This is a genomic window from Spartinivicinus ruber (genome assembly GCF_011009015.1).
Taxonomy (GTDB): domain Bacteria; phylum Pseudomonadota; class Gammaproteobacteria; order Pseudomonadales; family Zooshikellaceae; genus Spartinivicinus; species Spartinivicinus ruber.
This window is the reverse complement of the sequence record NZ_CP048878.1, coordinates 6,122,979-6,146,626: the sequence shown is the minus strand read 5'-3', so window position 1 is coordinate 6,146,626 and position 23,648 is coordinate 6,122,979. Positions and strand designations below refer to the sequence as shown.

Annotated in this window: 21 protein-coding genes; 8 read left to right on the top strand and 13 right to left on the bottom strand. The window is 39.3% G+C overall.

Going from position 1 to position 23,648, the window contains the following annotated elements; translation table 11 throughout:
- Positions 1 to 74: 74 nt before the first annotated feature.
- A complete protein-coding gene (locus G4Y78_RS27715; RefSeq protein WP_163836175.1) occupies positions 75 to 800 on the bottom strand; it encodes a 16S rRNA (uracil(1498)-N(3))-methyltransferase in 726 nt (241 codons plus the stop codon).
- A 143-nt stretch (positions 801 to 943) separates the two neighbouring features.
- Between G4Y78_RS27715 and G4Y78_RS27710 the strand changes: the two genes are divergently transcribed.
- The 6 genes from G4Y78_RS27710 to G4Y78_RS27685 all read left to right on the top strand — a co-directional run bounded on the left by G4Y78_RS27710 (position 944) and on the right by G4Y78_RS27685 (position 9,811).
- Entirely contained in the window at positions 944 to 1,462 is a 519-nt protein-coding gene (locus G4Y78_RS27710) for a GNAT family N-acetyltransferase (protein WP_163836174.1), read from the top strand.
- Positions 1,463 to 1,704: 242 nt separating this feature from the next.
- Positions 1,705 to 3,531 carry a pre-peptidase C-terminal domain-containing protein gene (locus G4Y78_RS27705; protein ID WP_163836173.1) on the top strand — a complete coding sequence of 609 codons (1,827 nt, stop codon included), beginning with the start codon at positions 1,705 to 1,707 and terminating at the stop codon, positions 3,529 to 3,531.
- Positions 3,532 to 3,987: 456 nt separating this feature from the next.
- Positions 3,988 to 6,006, top strand: a complete 2,019-nt coding sequence (tssI, locus tag G4Y78_RS27700; protein WP_163836172.1) for a type VI secretion system tip protein TssI/VgrG — start codon at positions 3,988 to 3,990, stop codon at positions 6,004 to 6,006.
- Positions 6,006 to 6,839 carry a DUF4123 domain-containing protein gene (locus G4Y78_RS27695; RefSeq protein WP_163836171.1) on the top strand — a complete coding sequence of 278 codons (834 nt, stop codon included), beginning with the start codon at positions 6,006 to 6,008 and terminating at the stop codon, positions 6,837 to 6,839. The genes tssI and G4Y78_RS27695 overlap by 1 nt, the downstream gene beginning before the upstream one ends.
- A complete protein-coding gene (locus G4Y78_RS27690; RefSeq protein WP_163836170.1) occupies positions 6,832 to 9,102 on the top strand; it encodes a lipase family protein in 2,271 nt (756 codons plus the stop codon). The genes G4Y78_RS27695 and G4Y78_RS27690 overlap by 8 nt, the downstream gene beginning before the upstream one ends.
- A gap of 4 nt (positions 9,103 to 9,106) precedes the next feature.
- A complete protein-coding gene (locus G4Y78_RS27685; RefSeq protein ID WP_163836169.1) occupies positions 9,107 to 9,811 on the top strand; it encodes a hypothetical protein in 705 nt (234 codons plus the stop codon).
- Positions 9,812 to 10,050: 239 nt separating this feature from the next.
- Here the strand turns inward: G4Y78_RS27685 and G4Y78_RS31210 are convergent, their stop codons facing one another.
- From G4Y78_RS31210 to G4Y78_RS27630, 11 genes are all read right to left on the bottom strand, one after another.
- Positions 10,051 to 11,085, bottom strand: a complete 1,035-nt coding sequence (locus tag G4Y78_RS31210) for an N-acetylmuramoyl-L-alanine amidase-like domain-containing protein (RefSeq protein WP_230425661.1) — start codon at positions 11,083 to 11,085, stop codon at positions 10,051 to 10,053.
- Between the two features lie 135 nt (positions 11,086 to 11,220).
- Positions 11,221 to 11,547, bottom strand: a complete 327-nt coding sequence (locus G4Y78_RS27675; RefSeq protein ID WP_163836168.1) for a DUF3392 family protein — start codon at positions 11,545 to 11,547, stop codon at positions 11,221 to 11,223.
- 15 nt (positions 11,548 to 11,562) lie between these two features.
- On the bottom strand, positions 11,563 to 12,708 hold the full coding sequence (gene hemW / locus G4Y78_RS27670; protein ID WP_230425660.1) for a radical SAM family heme chaperone HemW: 1,146 nt from the start codon (positions 12,706 to 12,708) through the stop codon (positions 11,563 to 11,565).
- Between the two features lie 48 nt (positions 12,709 to 12,756).
- Complete coding sequence (locus G4Y78_RS27665; RefSeq protein WP_163836167.1) at positions 12,757 to 13,362, bottom strand: XTP/dITP diphosphatase; 606 nt, start codon at positions 13,360 to 13,362, stop codon at positions 12,757 to 12,759.
- A 7-nt stretch (positions 13,363 to 13,369) separates the two neighbouring features.
- Positions 13,370 to 13,819, bottom strand: a complete 450-nt coding sequence (locus G4Y78_RS27660) for a DUF4426 domain-containing protein (RefSeq protein ID WP_163836166.1) — start codon at positions 13,817 to 13,819, stop codon at positions 13,370 to 13,372.
- A 174-nt stretch (positions 13,820 to 13,993) separates the two neighbouring features.
- On the bottom strand, positions 13,994 to 14,584 hold the full coding sequence (metW, locus tag G4Y78_RS27655) for a methionine biosynthesis protein MetW (RefSeq protein WP_163836165.1): 591 nt from the start codon (positions 14,582 to 14,584) through the stop codon (positions 13,994 to 13,996).
- Complete coding sequence (metX, locus tag G4Y78_RS27650) at positions 14,574 to 15,731, bottom strand: homoserine O-succinyltransferase MetX (protein WP_163836164.1); 1,158 nt, start codon at positions 15,729 to 15,731, stop codon at positions 14,574 to 14,576. The genes metW and metX overlap by 11 nt, the downstream gene beginning before the upstream one ends.
- 233 nt (positions 15,732 to 15,964) lie before the next feature.
- The gene (locus G4Y78_RS27645) at positions 15,965 to 17,935 is read right to left on the bottom strand and encodes a dynamin family protein (protein ID WP_163836163.1); all 1,971 of its coding nucleotides are present in this window, start codon (positions 17,933 to 17,935) and stop codon (positions 15,965 to 15,967) included.
- A gap of 379 nt (positions 17,936 to 18,314) precedes the next feature.
- A complete protein-coding gene (locus tag G4Y78_RS27640) occupies positions 18,315 to 18,920 on the bottom strand; it encodes a YggT family protein (RefSeq protein WP_163836162.1) in 606 nt (201 codons plus the stop codon).
- A 41-nt stretch (positions 18,921 to 18,961) separates the two neighbouring features.
- Positions 18,962 to 19,789 carry a pyrroline-5-carboxylate reductase gene (proC, locus tag G4Y78_RS27635; protein WP_163836161.1) on the bottom strand — a complete coding sequence of 276 codons (828 nt, stop codon included), beginning with the start codon at positions 19,787 to 19,789 and terminating at the stop codon, positions 18,962 to 18,964.
- Between the two features lie 18 nt (positions 19,790 to 19,807).
- Positions 19,808 to 20,497 (bottom strand): YggS family pyridoxal phosphate-dependent enzyme, encoded by a 690-nt coding sequence (locus tag G4Y78_RS27630; protein ID WP_163836160.1) that lies wholly within the window; start codon positions 20,495 to 20,497, stop codon positions 19,808 to 19,810.
- 231 nt (positions 20,498 to 20,728) lie between these two features.
- Here G4Y78_RS27630 and G4Y78_RS27625 point away from each other — a divergent pair, with 231 nt between their 5' ends.
- Complete coding sequence (locus G4Y78_RS27625; RefSeq protein WP_163836159.1) at positions 20,729 to 21,763, top strand: type IV pilus twitching motility protein PilT; 1,035 nt, start codon at positions 20,729 to 20,731, stop codon at positions 21,761 to 21,763.
- Positions 21,764 to 21,956: 193 nt separating this feature from the next.
- Complete coding sequence (locus G4Y78_RS27620) at positions 21,957 to 23,096, top strand: PilT/PilU family type 4a pilus ATPase (RefSeq protein WP_163836158.1); 1,140 nt, start codon at positions 21,957 to 21,959, stop codon at positions 23,094 to 23,096.
- On the opposite strand, the gene ruvX is transcribed toward G4Y78_RS27620, so the two are convergent.
- Positions 23,093 to 23,560: a Holliday junction resolvase RuvX gene (ruvX, locus tag G4Y78_RS27615; RefSeq protein WP_230425659.1), complete on the bottom strand. Its 468-nt coding sequence runs from the start codon at positions 23,558 to 23,560 to the stop codon at positions 23,093 to 23,095. The genes G4Y78_RS27620 and ruvX overlap by 4 nt on opposite strands.
- Positions 23,561 to 23,648 lie beyond the last annotated feature (88 nt).

Here is a 23,648-nt window from a genome sequence, read left to right as displayed (position 1 = left end):
TTTCAGGTTAAATGCAACAGATTAGTTTTTAACAACAAAAGCATATTACTTGGTCAGTTATTATATAACTAACTTTAAAAATCACCCCATTGTGCTTGTAGTAACGCTAATACAGCAATAGGGGCTGTTTCTGTTCTTAGCACTCTAGGTCCCATAGTGAGGGATGAAAAATTTTGTTGTTCAGCTGCTTGTATCTCATTACTGGAGAGTCCTCCTTCTGGACCTATAAGCACTGCAACTGAATTAGGTCTATTCATTGACTGAAGAGTCTGATTGGTACGATGGTGTAAAACAAGTTTCTGTTCTGCTTGTACTTGGCTTAGCCAGTCAGTCAACGATTGTGGTGAATTAATAATCGGTAACTGATTGCGGCCACACTGTTCACAAGCACTAATGATGATTTGCTGCCAATGAGAAAGACGTTTTTTTATACGTTCTCCACTAAGCTTAACTTCACAGCGTTCTGAGAAAAGTGGTGTAATTTCTGAAACACCCATTTCTGTAGCTTTTTGGATTGCAAAGTCCATACGTTCCCCTCGGGACAAACATTGGCCTAAGTGGGTATGCAAGGGAGATTCGGTATTAGTGGTATTTTCTTTTTCCAGTTGTACTAAGACATGCTTTTTAGAAACTTCAATAACAGTCGCTTGATAGCTGATTCCTTCACCATTGAATATTGTAATAGGCTGACCTGGCTTTATTCGCAATACACGACCAAGGTGCCCAGAGGCACTCTCAGATAGCTCAACTACTGCTTTCTCTTGTGGGGTAAAAGGTGAATAAACTCGGATTTCACGCATAAGTCAGTTAAAGTATCATGAATGAAAAAGATATTAGGGCCTGTTAACAGACCCTAGTGTATGAGTATGTATATTGAATTGCTAGCAGTTGTATGTTTTGAATGAGGTTAAAATATAATCAATTAAAGATTATAGGTTTATTGATGGTAGATGTACCTGTTATTAAGACTAACCGATTAATATTGCGTGGCTTTGACCATAGTGACTTGGATGCTTATGCCCGCATTTGCCAGAATCCGGACTTTATGAAGTTTCTAAGTGCAGGCAAGCCCCTTACCAGAGAGCAGGCTTGGGAACAGATCGAGTTTATTATCAATCATTGGTCTGAGCATAATTGTGGGCTTTGGGCAGTTGTTGAACAATCAACAAATGAACTTATAGGTCGTGTTGGTTTACAATATTCTGATGACTGGGATGGGCTACAAATAGGTTGGGCACTAAGTCCTGCTCATTGGCGAAAAGGGTATGCAACGGAAGCTGTACAATCTGTTATAGATTGGATATCAAATCGCCAAATAACTTCGGAATTGCTTTGTTTGATATTGCCGGAGAATATAAAATCGATAGCATTAGCCGAAAGATTAGGCTTGTCATACAGTCATGACATGAAGTATCAAGGTAAAAAGGTTTATGTTTATACTCTTATTTTAGTTACAAAATAGTTTTATGTGTGCTTATTAGAAAGTTCTCTATTGCAAATTATAATGTCAAAATTTTTTTGTTTTCCTATTGTTCTATGAATAGTTAAAAAGTTTGAACTGGTTCTCTAGTTAAAAATGAATTAGCTGCAAGACTGTTTATTGTATCCACTAAACGCCTTCCGTAAATCCAATAATGCATATCTTTATACTATTTACGAATAGCATATAGGGTTTGTAACTATTTATAGACAAGGATTGTTGCTATGAGAAATCAAAGTAGAAAAATAATTTTTTTTAAAAAAAGATTGTTAAATGTTTCTACAATTATCTTTGTTTTAAGTTCGTCTGGAGCAGCTCTTAGTGCAGAACAAAATAAAGTTATTAAAGATGGTTATGCCTTTGAGCAAAATCAGCTCATATATACTACAGATGAAATGTTTAATTTTGATATAAAAAACTATCTTGAAAATAATGCTCCACATCTAGTGGACTATGCTGAAGTTATCTCTCATTGGAGTGGTTTTTCGAGTATAAGTCCAAGAGTTATTATTGCGTTAATAGAGCAGCAAACAGGATTAATTTCAAGTGAGTATTTAGATGTATCTATATATTATAAGCCAATGGGTAGCTTATCGGAGAAATATGGGTTTTCTGAACAAATAGAGGATGTTGCAGTTAAGCTTGCAAAATATTTTTATAAAACCAATGGTAAAACAAGATTAATTGAAAAAACATCTTTAGAGCAACTATACGAAGCTACTCAAAGTCAAGGCATTACTAATAACAACAGTATGGATGATTTCTATGAGACTTATTACCGACTGTTCCCAAATGAACCTACTATTGACAGTGACTCTTCAAAGTTATCAAATAAGCAATACTTTTTCGATTTGCCGCCCGATAATCTCTTACAACTACCGTATTTAGTAGGAAAAGCATGGCGCTATGGTGGCACCCATACTAATAATGGGAGTGGCAGTTTTCCACAATCGTCATTAGACTTAAATAATGGAGGCAGTTGGGGATCGAATACTTCTAATATTTGGGTGGCTTCTGCTGCACCAGGTAGAGCAAAGGTTCATTCATCATGTAACTTGGAAATCATCCATCCTGGTGGTTGGTCTACAACTTATTATCATTTAGATAATATTCAAGTAAGAACCAATGATAATATTGCACGTAATCAAAAAGTCGCTAATTACGCAAATAATAAACCACAAGCCTTATGTCAAGGTGGTCATTCAACAGGTCCTCATCAGCACTTTAGTTTAAAGAAAGATGGTAGGTATCAGCATCTAAATGATGTTAAATTATCTGGCTTTAAAGTACATACTGGTAGAAATAGCTATGATTCTGATTGTCGCTATTTCTGGCTAGAAAAAAATAATAGTAAATATTGTGCTTGGACAAAACTAACGAATCCTGGTGTACCTGGTGATCCAGACCCTGATCCAGATGATAAAGTACTGAAAAATGGCATGCCTGTTACAGGGCTCTCTGCCAGTAAAGGTAGTCAGGATTATTACAAAATAGCAATTCCAGCTGGTGCTTATAATTTAAAAATTAAAATAAATGGTGGTTCTGGTGATGCTGATATGTATGTTAAGTCTGGCACCAGACCTACTTTATCAAGCTGGGATTGCCGGCCCTATAAAGTCACTCAGCTGGAAGAATGTAGTTATCAAACACCAAAAGTGACAACCTACTATGTAATGCTTCATGCTTTCAGTAATTACAGCAATATCAGTTTGGTTGCATCATATGATACGCAAGTTGTTAAAGATCTGAAAAATGGTGTGCCGGTAACAGGGCTTACTGCTACAAAAGGTGATCAGGAGTACTATAAAATTGATGTACCAGAGGGGGCTAGTAACCTGGAGATCAAAGTAGAAGGAGGCTCTGGTGATGTTGATATGCATGTAAAAGAAGGAGCAAAGCCAACACTATCAAGCTGGGATTGCAGACCGTATAAAACAACCCAGCTGGAAGTATGTAATTATAAAACACCCAAATCTGGCAGTTACTATGTACTGTTAAATGCATTTAGCAATTACAGCAATGTAATCTTGGAAGCATCTTATAGTAATTAGTTTTAAAAGGGCCTATTGGCTTTTTTCTTTTGGGATGTTGCAAAACGAGGTTGAAAATAAGATTGGCGAACGATATGAAATGACAGGCTATTTTTCGCCGTGCTTGAAGGGCCTTCCATGGCCCATCAAGTGCTAAAAAGGCATAGCTCTAAATACCCTATTACTCCATATCTGTTAACTTTTGCAGTAGGCTGTTGAGTGGAAAAGAATTTGCTTGCTAGCGCCAACAAACACCCTCCTTTTTAACTACACTTCTAGTGAGGTGATTCCTAAGTTATCCACAGTAATTAGAGTTTTAATCAGAGTGTAAAGTTGTATGTTGCAGTTAACCCTCTTCCCATTCCTCTTATTATATAGTGTCTTTTCAAACATACCTGTTACCAGTATTTACTGCATTACAGCTGATACATGTAGTGACCAGTGCCTGAAGTGTAGCATTCCAGGGAGGGTTGTATAATGGTAATGGGGATAGGTAACACTAGCCGTTTTACTTTTACTGTTAAGGGCATTGAAGAAGAATTGCGGGTAATCGAGTTTCATGGCCGTGAAGGTATTTCCCGCCCATTTATTTTTAATATAGTTACCGCTTGTGAAAACTTTGATTTGGAGTTTGACGACCTTTTAGAACAGTCCGCTCAATTGGTTATTCATGAGGCTGAGGAGCCGCGTTATGTCAACGGCATTATCCATGCCGTAGAAATGGGAGATGTAATAGGCGATAGGTTTTGTAAGTATGAATTTGAGCTGGTACCGAAAGTCACGCTACTGCACTACCGGACTAACCTAAAGATTTTTCAGCATCTCACGGTAGAAGCCATTATCCGGCAGGTGTTGGAGAGTGCTGAACTCACCGCTGATGATTTTAAGTTTCAAATTACCACTGAATTACCCACCCGGGTTTATTGCACCCAATATGAAGAGACTGACTTAGACTTTATCCACCGTTTAATGGCAGAAGATGGCCTGCATTATTTTTTTGATCATACCGAAGACCAGTGTCTAATGATGATCAGTGACAGCCATTACAGCTTTAAGCCTGTACCTGTTACCCCTGAAATTGAATATAAATTTCAAAGCGGTCAGGTTACGACAGATTATTTTATGAGTCTATTTTATGCTGGCGCTGAAGCCGCACCGGATACGGCTGTATTTCGGGATTTTAACTTTGAACGGCCTAGACAAGATTTAGAAATTACAGAAAAAGCCAGTGACGAAGGATCTGAACTGAGTGGGTTAGAGGTCTATCATCACAATGTACCCTATAGAACCCCTGAAGCGGGTCAGAAGAAAGCCAAAACGGCACTATTAGCCTATCGTGCAACCCGAGTCTTTGGCCAGGGTAAAAGCAATAACCCTTATATTTCTGCCGGTAACTTCTTTTTGCTGCAAAACTATGATGACCCTCGCTATGACATTCAATGGTTGATTAATGATGTATGGCACTATGGTAGCCAACCCCAGTCAGTAGAAGAGTTTACTGGAAGTAGCAACAGTGGCTATGGCAATAAAATGGATGTTAGTCCCAGAGACCATGTATTTAAAACCCAGCCATTAGCCCCCAAACCTAAAATTAGAGGCTCACAGACGGCCTTTGTCACTGGCCCTAAAGGGGAAGAAATTTATTGTGATAAATACGGCCGAGTCAAAATTCAATTCCACTGGGATAGAGACGGTGAATACGACGAAAACAGCTCTTGTTGGGTGCGGGTCAGGCAACCTTTAGCGGGTAATAAATGGGGTGATTTATTTATCCCAAGAATCGGCATAGAAGTATTGGTGAAATTCATCAATGGCGACCCCGACCAACCGATTATCATGGGTTGTTTATACAACGGCAAAGACAAACCACCCTATAAACTCCCCGACAATAAAACCCGCACTACCTTTAAAACCAACAGCAGCCCAGGGGGCGATGGTTTTAATGAGATTCGCTTGGAAGATAAAAAAGGCAATGAAGAAGTATTTATACATGCCCAGAAAGACCTGGATATTCAAGTTAAAAACGACAAGCGAGAACACATCAATAACGAGCGCCACTTGAATGTGGACAACTGCAGCTATGAACATGTTAAAGGTGAATTTCACCAAAAAATAGATGGCAACTACAACCTAAATGTCAGTAAAGACATTCACACCATCATCAACGACTGTTTACATAGCACCACCGGCGTTAAATACAGTATTCAAGCAGGTAATGAAATCCACATTAAAGCTGGCGACAAAATCGTATTTGACGCCGGAGTAGAAATGACCATTAAAGGCGGCGGCAGCCAGGCCAAACTTAATCCCTCTGGCGTGCATTTTACTGCACCGAAAATAAAGATAGGTGGCGGTACACCTGGCAGTGGAAGCGGCTTGAGTATTCAGGAACCGTTTAAGCCAGAAGGTGTTCAAGAGTCTTTTGAGGCTCTACTTAAGAAAGCCAACGCAAATGCAGTACCACTAGTCAAAGACTGTAAAAAGGAGGGTGAATAATGGAACGTTTGTATCAGTCAATAACACATTGGCTACTTAGTACAGTTTCGGAATATCAATATGTTATTTTAAATGGAATATCAGATGATAAGCCTGTAGCTGCTTTTTATTCGGTGTTGGAGGATGTGAGAGCTACTCCTATATTTGCTGGCACACGATTTTCAGGTGATAGTGAGATTGGACCTTGGTTAATCCAGCTAATGGAAATTAACATGCCATTATCGCTGAAAAAAAGTAAAGATTGGGGGTTTTTCCTTGTTAGTTCCTTACCTTTTGAAAAGCTTGTTAACCATTTAAAGCATCATCTTGAGGCAAGTATTGGAAGCGAGAAATTTCTTGTCAGATGGTGGGATCCTCGAGTGGTATTTTATTTACTCCAAGATTTTACTTCAGAGAACAGCTTTCTCTCATGTGCTAAGTTATTCTGTATTCCGTATGATAATAATTATTACCAGTTTGAAGGCTCTAATCAGAAGAAAATCCTTGAAAGTCAAGAGCAAAGAGTATGGCAGCTTAAAAATAGTGACTTCAACTCGTACAGACAAAGCGAGTATTATGCTTTGCAGCTTGCCAGTAGTATTTCTGAACGCTGGTTACGTTTTGATGCTGATCAATGGCGTCAATTAACACTTAAGCATGGTTCATTAGAAAAAAAACTAACTCCTTTTATTCATATATTATATAACAAAGGCGTAACTGATGCTGATAAACTTGAGGATTTCATGCTTAGAATTATTAAACAATCAATAACAGTAGATCAGATTTTAGATAAGCAAACTGACAACATCGATAGTTGGTTGAAAAAACTTGAGCGGCAGGTCCACTATGAGTGATACACAAGATGTTTGTCAGGAATGTCTTGCAAAAAAATGGATAAAAATTAGAGTTGTTGATGAACAGAATAAACCTTATCAAGGCATTTCCTATAACCTTGTAGGTTCATCTGAGACCGTAGAAGGTGAGTTACCATATAGTGGTATAATTTACCATGAGGAATTAATAGATCAAACATATCAACTAGTATTACCTGTTTGGGATACGGTTTCTTCTCGCCGCCTTAAACCAGAAGAAGGTACTGCTCCTGTCAAGGAGTGGCTAGCTACTAAGCCAACAACAGAAGCTTGGCAATATCAATTTCATGCATATCCAGAAGATATTAAACAAGGGTTATTAGCAGATCTTGATGATGGTGGAAAACAAGCTTTTAACGAAAATGGTGAGATCATATTTATCACTCTCTCAGAGCAAGAGTATTTTGGTCATCTTGAAACTTCAATTAATAATTTGTGTGTCTGTACTAATCACTGTGTTGAAATTGAATCGTTAATAGCCTATGTACCAGTACTAATTGATACAATTGAATATCACTATGTAAATGCATATAACTTAGCTGTTGCTAGCCAATGGGTATATGCAGACTGGGATATAAACGAAAATGATAACTACTTGGGATCATTAGAAGATGTAGTTAAAAAATACGCTACCTATGAATCAGTAAATCAAATTAATACTGATCCTAGTAATTTTGTGGTACAAACGGCACCATTTGCAGATCGAATTATTTTTCCTCGCTTGATGATTAATATAAAATTTGGTGCTGAGGCTTTAATAGCTTGTCAAGGAAAAAGTTTGCTGATATTTGTGAGAGGCACTGAGGGTAGCGAATGGGATTTAGACAAAGTTGAAAGGGTATGGAATAAAGAACTTTCTAAACTACCACATATGAGAATTGCTAGAAGTATCGTAGTACGTTATTTATTTGATATAGAGCAAGAAGATAAGGTTAAACATTCACTTGAAATAATAAGCAATTCTCAAGCATTTAAGGATGTTGTTAGTGATGCAGAGGCTGAGCAGATTCCATTTGTTCCTGCGCAAGGCTGGTTCGATAAAATGCTTGATGATTTTGTACCAATAGTTGATAGTAGTGCGCCTAGAGTTCATAAAGGCTTTTTTAACTTTTTCATGGCTTTATGGGAATGTATTTTAAAGTATCATGAGATTCATAAACAGCAAATTGAAAATTTTTTTGTTGCGGGGCATAGTTTAGGTGGTGCAGGGGCAACACTAATTGCGGCAGCAATAAAAGAATTATTGTCTGCAATACCTTTACTTTACACTTATGGAAGCCCTCGCGTAGGCACTAAGCGTTTTGTTGGCCGATATAAGACAATACCTCACTTTCGCCATGTTAATAATCGTGATGCTGTACCAATGGTTCCTTTTCAATGGGTCAATGGAGGCCTATCTCAACTAGTAGAAACATCAGAGCGACAGAAAGTAATTTTTAGTTCAGCGATAAAAGCAGGCATACTAGCACCAGAAGCAGCATTGACAGGATTAGGTCAAACTGCTGGCAATATTGGGTTTGGTATATTGGATACGGTTGATTTTGACTTTGATAACTATCTCCATCATGGGGAGCTTCAACAGATACTTACCATAGGAAACGTAAATTTTGTGGTTGGTATACAAAGCTTAGGTTTCAACCAGCAGGGAATGGCAAATTTAATGTATGCACTTGCACAACAAGAAGGACAAGATTTGAGAGTTGATGGTGATGATGTTTTTAAAGATTTGAAACATGCATTTTTTAACAATTTTATTGCTATTGATAAAGATACTCTTAAAAAATTTAATTTAGACCCTATGGCAAACTTAGCTCAGTCTGGAGCTGATCACTCTGTAGCACAGTGTTATGTACCAAAGCTAAAAGCTGTTCTTAAACAGCTACTCCTTTCTAGTCAACAACAGCAACAAGGTATACAGCATGCGATACAAATACTTCAAGCGAATAAGAAAATGGTTGTACAATTACGGAATCAGATTTCCTCTATTTTGAAACAACGAGTTAAATCGATAAGAGAAGCTTTAAGAAGCCCGTATAGTACTGGTATTCATCGTCGTGATAAACTCCACCGAAGTATTCAACAGCAAGAAGAAATGGCGCAAAAAGAAATAGATTATTATAATATGCAAATTAAAAGTATTAATTCAGATATTCAGCTATTCGAAAAAATGCTAGAATCAAATATCGATCCTAAATATTTTGATGTATCTGGTTTTGAAAGGATAAAAATAATAGAGCAGCTTTAGTGCTATGACAAAAAAAGACAAAAAAGTTATCTTGGTCGTTGCTGTTTTAGTTATGTTTGTTTATATCTTTCGTGGTCTTAAAGAAGACTTTGAGTTTTGGTTAACTAAGGGAATACCAGAAAATTATATTCAAGTGAACAATATATGGATAACAGAAACCGACTTGAAAATTTATGGTATAGATACGGAAAATAACTTACTTACAATAAAAGGGAAAAAACCATCAAACTGGTATGTTAGAGCATATAGTGAATGGCATTCTGGTGACAGAAAATGTTTAGTACGAAAAGACTGGACTGATAACCCTACTATGATTCCGAGCCGATATATGCAAGTATACTATGGTATTGATAAAGGAGATAGCTATATAATTACCATTCCGCAGCAAGTTAATAATGATATTAATAAATGCAGTGATTATATATCTGAGATTTCTTTTGGCTTCTATAGTAAAAATAATGGTGGTGGTGGTAATAACGTCAAATATTATCCTCGTTCAATTCCTTTATCTAAAAAAAATAGAGGTTATCCTGCTTCCCCAAGAAAACACTACTGTAAAGAAGGAAAAAGTGATTATTTTAACGACAAATATGTATTACGTTGTGAAAGAGATATCCCAGAAGGCCATGACGGTTACCAGGTTTATCATGATGAAATCAAACCATATACTATTGAGTTAGACTTTTATGTGGATGAAAGTTGGTTTTAAAGAAATATGCTTAGGTTTAAAAATATCTCATCTTGAAAATTTTATGATTGATAAAGACGTTAAATAATAAATTAGCCAAACATTAGATACATCTGCACGAAAAGTACTTTTACAGTTTAAAGGCATTGAAGGTTTGGCAAAAAATTCCTAGCCCGGATATTTCATCAAACCACAGAGCTTGTAAATCCTAACAAAGGCTCTGTGGTGATAATCTAAGCCTAAAGAACTTCAAGAAAGCCTTAACGTCTTAGCCTTAAAACATTAACCCCCTTAAGTGTAGGACTTAGTAGGAACTTTGAAAAATACTTAGTAAATTCAATATCTACTACAGCTTTCTTAGTGGAACTGGCATGACGAAAATATAGCTGGCCATTTTTACGAATAGCTAAACCTTGATGAGACACGTTCATATTTGTTCCAATCCACTTTTTAAGATTCCAGTTGGGTCTGACTACATTAATAATGCTGCCGGTGGATATTTTATCAAGTAGTTGCTGGTCAATTGCTGAGTCTGCTATTCTGTTTTCCAGTTTAAACTTTTTTATTTTTGCTTTACGCTCTTTTTCTGATAATAACTCATCGGTTTGAATTGACCTGAGCTTATCTTCTCTTTCTTGTAAAACCTCTGGGGTTGGTATTGTTCTGACAAAGATAGTATCTAGTGGGATATAAGGTAAGCTTGCTTGTTCAGGTTCAAATTGGCTTCCTTCCTCTTTTAGTTGTTCCAGGAGTTGTTGTTTACTGTTCTTGTTTATATCAATTGATTGGATTTTCTCTATTTTGCTGGCTTCGTACCAGGCTTTCTTATCAATGATAGCTACTGCAGTTGCAGTTGATTCTCCAGCTATTGAGCGAGTGATGTCTTCAAAAAACACCTGATTATTAGGAATCCAATCAAGACTAGGGAAGTGGTTACGAGTTGTATATGAGACATAACCACCTTTATATCTGATATTATTTATATTATTTAAAAAGTTATCGGAACTATCTGAGATAGCAACAGCCATTACTGTTTCAACAAAGGTAGTGCAATCGAACTGATCAAAACGGTAAAGAGGGTCTTTATCGTATTTACCATTGATCCCTTCACCTAGCTTTCCATCAGCATAGGGAGTTCCAAGTAATAATTCACTTATTTTATTCACTTTGTTAATAGTGCTTAGGTTTTGTGTTGTGTTTATTAAGCCTTGTGTGATTTCAGGGGTTGCAAGTAAAGATGAAGAAAAGAATATTGAAAAAACCAGAGTAAAGGTTTTGTTGCTAGTAGATAGCATATAGTGACCTATAATAAAAATTTAAAATCAAAGGCCTAATAATACCAGGCTTGTTACATTTAAGTAACAAGGCTTTTGGTAAATTTAGATGGTATTTTTTAGGGTTGTCTACAGAGCTGTATTTTAGTGAAGGTTTCAATAATTTCTATCGGCAACCACTCCAATACCAATAAATAAAAGTAGCAATATTGGCGATAATATTTGATTATGCAGAGAAATGAGTAGATCTGCTAACCAAGGTGTTAAAAATATTAGTACTGCACCATAACCTACGGCACAAACTAGGATAAATATAGAAGTTCGGATTATAAAATTTAGTCGATTAATATGGCCTTTTATGACTAAATTTACTTTGTTGCCAAAGAGCACAATTAATGTTGCCATAATTGCTAGGGCTGTTTCATAACTATATTTTTTGCACCATAATGAAAGTTGAATAAAAATATCTAAAAATGCATCCATAAGTTGTCGGTTTGCTTAGTTCATGAATATTTCAAGAAGATCGTTTAAATATCTGCTACCCAATGGTGTAGGCTTTATGGTGTTATTTGATGTATCAAGTAGTTCTTTGTCAACAGCCTGTTGTAGTAGGTATTTAATTGATTCACTGGAAAGCCCGGTGCGCTCGTTAAAATAGTTTTTAGGAACACCTGCTGACAGGCGCATGGCATTCATCATAAATTCCAATGGGAGTTCTGCTGGGGTAATAATTCGTTCACCAGCAATGAATGCTTTGTCTGGGGACAAATAGTCTTTAGGCAGCCGGGTTTTCCAGCGGCGGATGATTTGTTGCTGAGTGAGGCTGGTGATTTTTCCATGGGCTCCTGCACCGATGCCAATAAAATCGCCAAACTGCCAGTAATTTAAATTATGTTGTGCTGGTTTGTTAGGTTGACTGTAAGCAGATATTTCATATTGTAAATAATCATGTTCTGCCAGTAGTGTTTGACCTGCCTGCTGAATATCCCACAATACATCATCAACAGGAAGTGCTGGTGGTTTTGAATAAAAAACTGTATTAGGCTCAATGGTCAATTGATACCACGAGATATGAGTTGGTTTTGCCGCAATTGCAGTACTTATATCAGTTAAAGCTTGCTCAACAGTTTGATTGGGTAAGCCATGCATTAAATCTAGATTAATATTTTTAAAACCTGCCTGTTTTGCAATATTTACCGCTAACAGGGCTTCATTGGAACTGTGAATACGACCAAGTACTGTTAAGTGATCAGGGTTAAAACTTTGAATACCAATCGATAGTCTATTAATTCCTGCCTGAAAAAAGCCGGAGAATTTTTCTTGTTCAAAAGTGCCTGGGTTAGCTTCCAGGGTTACTTCTATATTTTCAGCAAAAGATATATGTGACTTTAATCGAATTAATAAGTCTGCTATTCCTTTAGCTGAGAGCAGGCTTGGGGTGCCGCCACCAAAAAAGATACTCTGTAGTTCTCTGCCTTGGATATAAGGCTTTTCGTGAAGAAAATCATCAAGTAAAGCGTCAATATATTCATTTTCAGGCAGTTGTTGAGGGGATGTGTGAGAGTTAAAGTCGCAGTAGGGACATTTTCGCACACACCAGGGCACATGAATATAGAGACTTAATGGAGGTAATTGACTAATCACAATTTACGGCTTCATATATCCCGAGTATAAAAACTAATTAGTGGACATTTAACTTTGTTTGAGCTTTGTTAACAGTTGTTGCATTGCTTGAGCGCGGTGACTGAGCTTATTTTTTAAGTTGGCAGGCAGCTCTGCTGAGGTGCAGTGCTCGGAAGGCACAAAAAATAAAGGGTCATAGCCAAAGCCATTATCACCACGAACTTCTTCTAAAATAATCCCTTCCCATGTGCCATGACATATCAGCGGAGTAGGGTCTTCTGGGTGTTTTAGATATACCAATACGCAGTGAAAGTGGGCTGTACGCTCATTGAGAGATTTACCTTCTAGAAGCTGCAGCAATTTTTGGTTGTTGTCTGCATCAGAGGCATCTTCTCCTGCAAAACGAGCAGAATAAATGCCAGGGGCTCCGTTAAGTGCATCTACTTCTAGACCTGAATCGTCTGCTAGGGCAGGTAATCCGGCAATTTTGGAGGCGTGCCTTGCTTTTAAAATGGCATTTTCAACAAAAGTAAGACCAGTTTCTTCTACTGACTGGATGCCAAACTGTTTTTGGGGAAGCATTTTAAAATTAAGCCCCCCGAGTAAATGTTGGAATTCGTTCAGCTTACCTAAGTTATTGCTAGCTAGTACCACTTGCTGAATATTGCCTGACATAAAAAAATTATTCCTCGTATAGCTTGTGGTTAAAGTTAAGCTCAAAAGGGGCTTTATTAGGATCGGGTTGAATTTCTACACTGAATTTTAACTGTTCTTCATTGGTAAATTCAAAAGGTGCTAAATAATAGACAGCAGAGCCTTCTTCGATTTTTTTAAACGATAGTTTTTGTGCCTGTTGAATTAAATTGATGACTTTACCATTTAAAATAGCACTTACAGGCTTGCTGCTATCTTGTTGCTTTTTTTGTACGGAAATATTAACCACCCCCTCGCGCTTTCCTCTGGGGATACCATATTGAGCAGCTATATTGGGCTGTAAAAATGTGCTGTTAAAAACGGAATAATGAACTGTATAGTTATTAAACGATTTTGTTTCTGCGCTGATGGATGAGCTTAATAAAAATGCAAAAACCACACTAACTAAACCCGCCAGACTTGGTCTTATTTTCATCATTTTTGGTAGCCTTTGTTGTGGCGAGGCTTATTAACCTGAGAGTCAGGCTGATAGGCCTAAGTTGCTAAAAAAATTGTTATTGCTTAATTCAAGTATACAAGGGCCTGTTAATATTTGCCTCTAGCAGTATCTTCGGGCAAATGTGATTAGGTCCTAGTTTGATACCCGCTCGCACTAACGTGTAAGATGATAAATGGCAATTTCCCCAAAAAGGTTTGGCATTAAGCGAGATATCCAGTCACCTCGGTGGGTTTGATCAACTACCATGCGATTAAGTATGCGCACCTGCTTTTGTTGGCAAAGCTCTTCAAAATCTTTAAAGGTACAGAAATGGATATTGGGTGTATTGTACCAAGTGTATGGCATAAACTTGGATACAGGCATTTTACCCCTTTGAGTAAGATAAAGACGACAGCGCCAGTGACCGAAATTAGGAAAGGTAATTATACACTCACGACCAATTCTCAGCATTTCTTCTAGCACTAAATGAGGATAGTGAACAGCCTGGAGCGCTTGTGCCATTAAAACTGTATCAAAACTGTTGTCGATAAAATTGCTTAGCCCTTTGTCTAAGTCTTGTTCGATAACATTAATCCCTTTTTCAATACATCGTTCAATATTCTCTGGGTCAATTTCTAGCCCATAACCTTGAGTTTGTTTATGCTCTTTTAAATACTTGAGAAAAGAGCCATCACCACAGCCTAAGTCAAGAACTCTGGAGTGTGAGTCAATCCATGCTTGAATGATTTGAAAGTCAGTTCTCATTGGATTTCACCTCATCGGCAACTCGAGCTAGATAGGCTTTAAAGGCATTTTTATAACGTGGAATTGGTAATAAAAAGGCGTCATGCCCTTCTGGGGCATTAATATCCAGATAACTCACATCTTTTTTAGCTGAAAGCAATGCATCAACGATTTCTTTTGAGCGCTCTGGCAAGAAGCGCCAATCTGTTGTGAAAGACATGATAAAAAATTGGCACTTGGCCTGTCTTAATGCAGCTACCAGGTCATCGTTGTAATCTTTAGCTGGATCGAAGTAATCGAGAGCCTTGGTCATTAACAAATAGGTGTTAGCATCAAAATTTTCGGAGAAAATTTCACCTTGGTAACGTAAGTAGCTTTCGACCTGAAATTCTGCGCCAAAATCAAAGTTAATTTTTCCTGAGCGCAAATCCCGACCAAACTTTTGCCGCATTGCATCATCAGAAAGATATGTAATATGCCCGACCATTCTGGCCAACATTAAACCTTTTTTAGGATAATCATTTTGCTGTTTGTACCAGCCTTGATGAAACCCTTCATCAGACATAATGGCTTGCCTGGCTACTTCGTTAAAGGCAATATTTTGTGCTGTTAATTTTGGGGCAGAGGCTATAACTACTGCATGTTTGAGCCGATCAGGATAATCAATAGACCACTGTAGGGCTTGCATGCCTCCTAAACTACCTCCAATAACTGCGGCCCACTGTTGAATGCCCAACATATCAGCCAGCCGAGCTTGGCTTTTCACCCAATCTTTCACTGTAACTATCGGAAACTCGGGGCCATACAGCTTTTTGCTATCAGGATTGACGCTATTTGGTCCAGTAGAGCCATGACAGCCACCTAGATTATTGAGTGCCACCACAAAGAAGTGGTTGGTATCAATGGGCTTGCCAGGACCAATGTAGTTATCCCACCAGCCTGGTTTTCGGTCTTCCATGCTATGATATCCAGCTGCGTGATGATGACCGCTTAAAGCATGGCAGATCAGAATGCCATTAGATTTGTTGCTATTTAGCTGACCATAAGTTTCGTAGGCTAGCTCATAATGAGATAGGGTTTGGCCACAAGTAAGCTCCAAAGGACTGTTAAAAATGGCTAGCTGAGGCTCAACTAAACCTACCGAGTCAGGTGGGATTTGTTCTGGCATGATTAGCTTACTTCACTCCTAAACAGTATTTCTTTTTACATAAAGACTGTTGGGCATATCGAACGAACCAGTCGTATACCAAGTTGGTTAGGTGGAGAAAACTGACCCAAAGAAAGATGTACCTTACGTGAAGGGTATAATAAACAGATGTGCTGACTATAGCTATTGGCTGAGTAAGTTATTTGGCAGGCTTTTGTGACACCCTCTGAGGAGAGGGTGTTAAGTAAGAGAAGTTAAAGAGTTGAAGGCCAATCAGCGGGTAGTGTTGACTCTGCTTCAACCCCATTACCATTGTTGGATTTGCCTAAAAATCCATCGGCAAGTTCGAGCTGCTTCGCTGTATCATTAATAAATAAGCTGATCTTTTCGGAGCGCCAAAGAATACTTTGTGCATCCATAGTCAGGTTACGAAGCTGAACCATTTGCTGCTCTGTGAGCTGTTTTTGTTCTAGGGTATGTTGTAGCAGTGGCTGCAACACATCATTAGCCCAGTGAGTGGTATCTTGTTTTAGCAGCTTTAAAGTCTGGTTAATTTGGTTTAACAGCGTATTAAACAGGCGAGTAATAATAACTTTTGCTTCTGGTGATTGAGCGGTAAGCTGTTGATTAAAGCCTTCAGAGCGCGTTTGTAAAGACCTGAACTGTTGGGTATAGAACTCCAAGTCAATATTCGGTACAGGGAGTTCAAGCTCATCATGCTCTGGCTGATAACGTTCATATAATGAGCTGGCCATTTTGTTGGCCATACTCACTTCAAGCTTTAAGTTATTTAAGTCTAAATACAAAGCTCTAAAAAAATCGGCGATGCCTTGAGCAAGACCTGCTCCTGGCGTCCATTGGGTATTAACAGTATTTTTCAGTTTATTGGATAGCCGGTTAAACTGCGGTGTGTTAGCTGCAGTGTCTAATAACTCTGCTTGTCTGGATAATAAGCGGCGATTGGATTTTAAAGTCAGTAGCCGCTTATGGTAATTTTGATATTCCGCTTTAGTTTGATTGTTCAACTCTTCAATAATGGCTTTGTTTTCGCCAGAGCTTTTACCAATTAACTGGTGCTGGGCTTTTAAATCTTCCAGCCGTAGCTGCATTGAGTCCCTGCTGTTTTTCATCATGGTAAGGGTGCTTAGCAGGATTGGTGTCGCAGCTAGTTTAGATTGGTGTTGACTGACACGCTCACTCAATACTTGTTCTAATGCATCAATGTTGCTTCGATCAATTTGACGTTGGTTTTTGCGTACTTTGCCTAATAAAGCGTGTTTAGCGGAAACTGGTAAAATCTTTTCTGCTGCTAAACCTAGTTTTTTAGCGATAGATTTTTGGCGCTGGGCAATAGTCAGCTGAGCGTAGCGCTCACCCTCTAAGTCATCCCAAAGCAGGTCAGTTTTATTTAATACAGTTAATAGTTGAGCAGAGGGATCATCCTGAATCTGCTTCAGATAAAACTTCCATACAGCTAGATCACCAATGCTGATATTTTTTTCTGCGCTTACTACAAACACTACTGCATGACTGTGGTTAAGAATATCAAGTGCTAGCTCAGGCTCACATCCATAGCTGTTTAGGCTTGGAGTATCGATAATTCGCAATCCATGATTAAGCTGGGGGTGATCAAAACTGATAATGGCATAACGCCATGCAGGAATAATCACTTTGCCTGGCATGGCTTCACTAGCTTCAAGGGCGCCAGGGCTAAAGCCCAGTTGCCGTGCTTCTTCATAGCTAGCTTGACGGTTACGTGATACTTCATTAAAGGCCTTAGCCATTTCTGCCGGGTTATTGCCTGGTAGGTTGATCGTTACCCACTCATCAGGTGACGCTTTGTAATTAGCTATGGTCCGTTCTGTTTTACGGGTTTCAATAGGCAATAACCTTATATAGGCATTGGTTATGGCTTTATCAGATAGCACTTCCGTTGGGCACATAGTGGTACGGCCGATTTCAGAAGGAAACAGCTTTTGGCCAAAATGCGAAAAAAATAAAGAGTTGATTAGTTCTGTTTTGCCCCGCGAAGACTCACCTACAAATGATAGGGTAATGGCGTCTTCAACCAGTTTTTGTTTGGCTCGTGAAATGAGATCTTCAATTTCAGGGGAACTTAGCTGGTTTTTAGATAACCAACCAGTATATTGAGTTAGCTGGCTGTTGGCTTTCCGTTTCCACTCAATATGTTGCTCAAGTTGTTTTGTCAAACTGCTCGTGTTCATTGCTTGGTACCACTACCTTTTAATGCGGCGACTTCCTTAAAGCTGCATATTCAAGCAGGCTGTGTTAAAGACTGCATTTTATTTGATTGATATTTAGCCAGCTTTTTCAGGCCAGACGAGGGCCTACTATTTAATTAAACGAAGAGCTGCGGAAAGGGTCAATTAATCACTACAAGAAAATTACAGCACTGTGATAGATGACACGAATTTCAGCCGATAAGTGAAATTGATTGTCCAAATAGTGTGAAAGCTGTAGGGGCTGTTTCAGGTGATTTAGGCTAGCAGGTGTCGTATTCCAAAAGTACAGCACCACTTATGTATACCTGAAGAGTTTGTACTATAAGTGGCGCAAGTTTACTTAAGTAGCGGCTAGCCTCGTTTATACATAACCAAGAAAGAATCTTAAACCATAGTCAGCCATAGCAATATTGCGCAGTGTACCAACAGTGATTAGTTTTAGAATATATATCCCTAAAAACACCACCATGATTGAAAAGTCCAAGCCTCCCAGTGGAGGAATAACTTGTCGTATCCGTCGACACATAGGTTCAAATAGCTGATTAAGCATCATTAGAGCTGGGCTGTAACTTCCTGGTGCAATAAAGCTAGCAATGACAATGATTATGCCTGCAAATACATAAAAATTAAGTAGGATGCTGAACAGCCCAGCAATAGCTGCCACTATCACCATACCAACATTTAAACTGACTGGCGAAATTCCACCAATAAGTGAGATTAAATAAACCAATACTATTTGCACTAACAGTGCCAGCACCAAACTGGCTGTATCAGCCCCTCCCATACTTGGAATAAATCGTCTTAACGGAACAAGCGGGGGATTTGTTACTTTTACCACTGCCTGAGAAATAGGGTTGTAAAAATCGGCTTTAATCAGTTGTAAGATAAACCTGAGCAGGATGGCTAATACATATAATTCACCAATAAACCATATGATTAGGCCTAATACCATTTGCAGTGTATCCATAAGTTTTTTCTAATCCTTAGTGCTAATCGTAAAGGGTTGGATTATTTGTATTCAGTTGCCATTGATACTGAACGTTGATAACAGGCTTCCATTGCATCGTTTACCAGAGATTCAAAACCGTTTTGCTCAAAAAAACGAATAGCTTGTTCGGTTGTGCCTCCTGGAGACATAATTTGTTGCTTTAACTCTGTAACACTGTATTCGCCTTGTTGTGCCATTAAGCCTGCACCAATGGCTGTTTGTGAAGCAAGCTTAATTGCATCTTGTTCAGCTAGCCCCATTTTTTTTGCAGTGGTTACCATTGATTCAAGCAATAGAAAGAAATAAGCCGGTGCACTACCTGATACGGCAGTAACGGCATGAAGTAATGTTTCAGCTTCAACCCAAGTGCTGGTACCAATGGTAGCAAACAATGCAGTAATAAAATCTTTATCTGCTTGCGTCGTATGCTCATTGGCGTATAAACCTGCTGCCCCTTTACCGACTAAAGACGGTGTATTGGGCATGCTACGGATAATTGCAAGTGATTCATCACCTGCCCAGCTGGCTATTTGGTTGGTAGGAATGCCTGCTGCGACAGAAACCAACAGGGGCTTTTTGCTGATAATGATAGGCGCTAAATCAGCCAGCACATCCTTCAACTGTTTTGGCTTGACTGCTAATACTACGATGTCTGCTTGTTCTATAGCTTTCTTATTATCTGTCGTTAGCTGAATTCCCCATTGGCTAGGTAAATTATCCAAAGTGGCCTGAGTGCGTGCTGTTGCCCAAATTAATTGTGCTGGATAATTTTGCTGAACTAGTCCGCCAATGATGCTTCTGGCCATATTGCCAGCCCCAAGAAAGGCGATTGTTTTATCTGCTTTCATCTATATTAATTCCTGTAATTACTGGCTTCGAGCACCAAAGATTGCCGTACCCACTCTGACATAAGTGGCGCCTTCTAAAATGGCTGCTTCCAAATCATTGCTCATGCCCATTGATAAAGTATCAAGCGGCTGTGTTGGTAGCTGTCGCTGTAGCTTATGTAAGGCATTAAACAAGCGTGCAAAATTTGCTCGCTGTTCAGCGTGGTCATTTGTCGGAGCTGGGATAGTCATTAACCCTCTCAGTGACAAGTAAGGTAACCTGCTTGTTGCATTAGCTAAATCGGCTAATTCGTTAAGAGAAACACCTGACTTGCTGGCTTCACTGCTAATATTGACTTGTAAACAAATATTTAAAGGAGAGGCGGCAGTTTCTGCTCTAGCTTCATTAAGGCGAGTGGCAATTTTAAGTCGATCCACGCTATGCACCCAATCAAAGTGTTGGGCGATGGGCTTGGTTTTGTTGGACTGAATAGGACCAATAAAATGCCAGATCAATGGTAAATCTTGAAGGCTTTGTTGTTTATCAATTGCTTCTTGAAGGTAGTTTTCACCAAATTCAGTTTGGCCTGCTTCATATGCATCACGAATTAACTCAGCAGGTTTGGTTTTGCTAACCGCAAGCAGTTTTACTTGTTGCTGATGTGGGCTGGCTACAGCTGCTTTCGCAATTTGTTGACGAACAGAGCGTAGATTGTTTGCTATGGTCATTAATAAACACTTTCAAGCTACATGATGTTTCAGTTATACCCTTGGCGAATGTATTTTAGCTTCCCGTTGGGTGTACAAACATCTCTGATAATAAACTATGTACTGACAAATCAAAATGTTAGGGTCTGTTGACGTCAAGCGTTGTATAATTTCTACAGTTACTGACACTTGTTGTAAGAAAATTGGTAACAGCCGTAATAAAAGAAAGCAAAAAATAACTGAGGAACTAGCATGGACATAACTGAGTTGCTTGCCTTCAGCGCCAAGCAGGGGGCATCTGACTTACATATTTCTGCTGGGCTACCCCCCATGATCAGAATTGATGGTGATGTCAGGCGGATTAACCTGCCTGCTTTAGATCATAAACAGGTCCATGCGCTTATCTATGACATTATGAATGATAAGCAGCGAAAGGATTATGAAGAATTCCTTGAAACTGACTTTTCATTTGAGGTGCCGGGGGTGGCCCGTTTCAGGGTAAACTCCTTTAACCAGAATCGAGGAGCTGCCGCTGTATTCCGGACCATTCCTTCCAAAGTGCTGTCAATGGAAGAATTGGGGATGGGGAAAGTATTTAAGGATATTGCTGGCTATCCTCGCGGGATTGTGCTGGTAACCGGGCCAACAGGTTCTGGTAAAAGTACGACACTTGCAGCGATGATGGATTATATTAATGAAAATCGTTACGAGCATATTCTAACCATCGAAGACCCTATAGAGTTTGTTCATGAGTCCAAAAAATGTTTGGTTAACCAGCGGGAAGTACACCGTGATACCTTAGGCTTTAGTGAAGCCTTGCGTTCTGCCCTTCGGGAAGACCCGGATATCATCCTGGTAGGTGAGATGCGTGACTTAGAAACCATTCGTTTGGCGCTTACCGCTGCGGAAACCGGCCACTTAGTGTTTGGTACCTTGCACACCACCTCTGCTGCTAAAACTATTGACCGGGTAGTGGATGTATTTCCTGCTCAGGAAAAAGACATGGTACGTTCCATGCTCTCAGAGTCTTTGCAGGCAGTTATCTCGCAAACCCTTTTGAAAAAAATTGGTGGTGGTCGGGTAGCGGCTCATGAAATCATGATTGGTACACCAGCAATAAGAAACCTGATTCGTGAAGATAAGGTTGCCCAGATGTATTCAGCTATTCAGACTGGCGGCAGCTTAGGCATGCAGACGTTAGACCAGTGTCTGAAAGACTTATTACAAAAAGGTATTATTGGTCGAGACTCAGCTAAAGAAAAAGCCAAAATACCAGAGAACTTTTAAGCCGATAGTTCGAAGTATAAAAGTTACTGATTGGCATAACATGCTTATTGCATGAATTGCAGGCCAACTGCTAGCCGAATATTAATTCAGGCACATAATCTTTACTATCTGGTGAAATATCCGGGCTAGACTTAACCAATAGATGTGATTTGTAGCAGTTCACTATTGCTCCTGCTTTTAAAATGGTGCAGGTATGGAAATAAATAAGATATTAAAATTAATGGTTGAAAAAGGTGCATCAGACCTTTTTATAACAGCTGGTGTACCGCCTAGCATGAAAGTGCATGGCAAAATTGTCCCGATTACCAAGACTAATTTAAGCCCGGAAAAAACCCGGGAAACTGTCTATGGGGTAATGAACGAGTCTCAGCGCAAAGAGTTTAATGAAAGGCGAGAGTGTCAGTTTGCGTTAAGCGCCAGAGGTGTTGGCCGGTTCCGGGTAAGTGCTTTTTATCAGCGCAACTTAGTGGGAATGGTATTACGGCGAATTGAAACCCATATCCCTGAAGTAGATGATTTAGGCTTGCCATCAGTTATTAAAGATCTTGCTATGACCAAGCGTGGGCTAGTGATATTTGTGGGGGCGACAGGTACAGGTAAGTCAACTTCATTGGCGGCGATGATTGGACATCGTAACCAAAACAGCACTGGTCACATAATCAGTATTGAAGACCCCATTGAATATATTCACCAGCATCGTGGTTGCATTATTACCCAGCGGGAAGTAGGGATTGATACCGACAGTTTTGAGATTGCGTTGAAAAACACCTTACGTCAGGCCCCCGATGTAATTCTGATTGGTGAGATTCGTTCTCGGGAAACCATGGATTATGCGGTGGCATTCGCTGAAACAGGGCACTTATGTTTGGCTACCCTTCACGCCAATAACGCTAACCAAGCTCTGGATCGGATCATCCACTTTTTTGATGCAGATCGACAAGGTCAGGTATGGATGGACTTATCTTTAAATTTAAGGGCCCTGGTCGCACAGCAATTGGTACCCACTCCAGATGGTAAGGCTCGTCGTGCTGTTGTTGAGGTACTGCTGAATACACCACTTGCCTCAGATTTAATTCGAAAAGGGTCTGTGCATGAGTTGAAGCCACTGATGCAAAAATCTAATGAGTTGGGTATGCAGACCTTCGATCAGGCGTTGTACAAACTTTATAGCGCAGGTGAAATCACCTATGAAGATGCTTTAGCCCATGCTGATTCACCTAACGACCTGCGTTTGATGATTAAACTGGGCTCTGAAACTGACTCTGAGCATCTTACCAGTGTGGCAGATGCGTTGAGTATTCAAGAAGAGGAAGAACCAAGGAAGATGTTTTAAAGGTTTTCTTGGGCTGCTAGTTGGGCGAGCCACTCTTCCAGTAAAACCAGTGCGGCCAGGCTATCAACAGGTCGCTCTTGGTAGTTGCCACGGTGGCCTAAGTCTTCCGCTTTTTCTTTAGCACTTCTTGTTGATAATCGTTCATCAGCAGGATACCAGGGCTTGCCAAAGCGTCCGTGCAGACGGTTTGCAAATTTTCTTGCTCTTAGTCCTATCTCACCCACAGAACCGTCCATATTGAGTGGAATACCCACTAAAAAGGCATCTGGTTGCCATTCTTCGATGAGCTTCCCCAACATTTGCCAGTTGGGTATTCCTTCTTGGGCTCTAATAGTAGGTAGAGGAGAACTGGTGCCTGTTACTCGTTGACCAATAGCAACACCAATATTTTTTGTGCCAAAATCAAAAGCCATAATTTGGCTGATCTTGTCGTCTAATTTAGGTAAAGAAAAATCAATATTCACAGAAATATTTATATTGAGTTGAAGATAGCCAAAGCGAAGAGTTTTTAGCGAAGGCTGTCAAGCGATGAAGTCCCAGGAGCTTATAAAT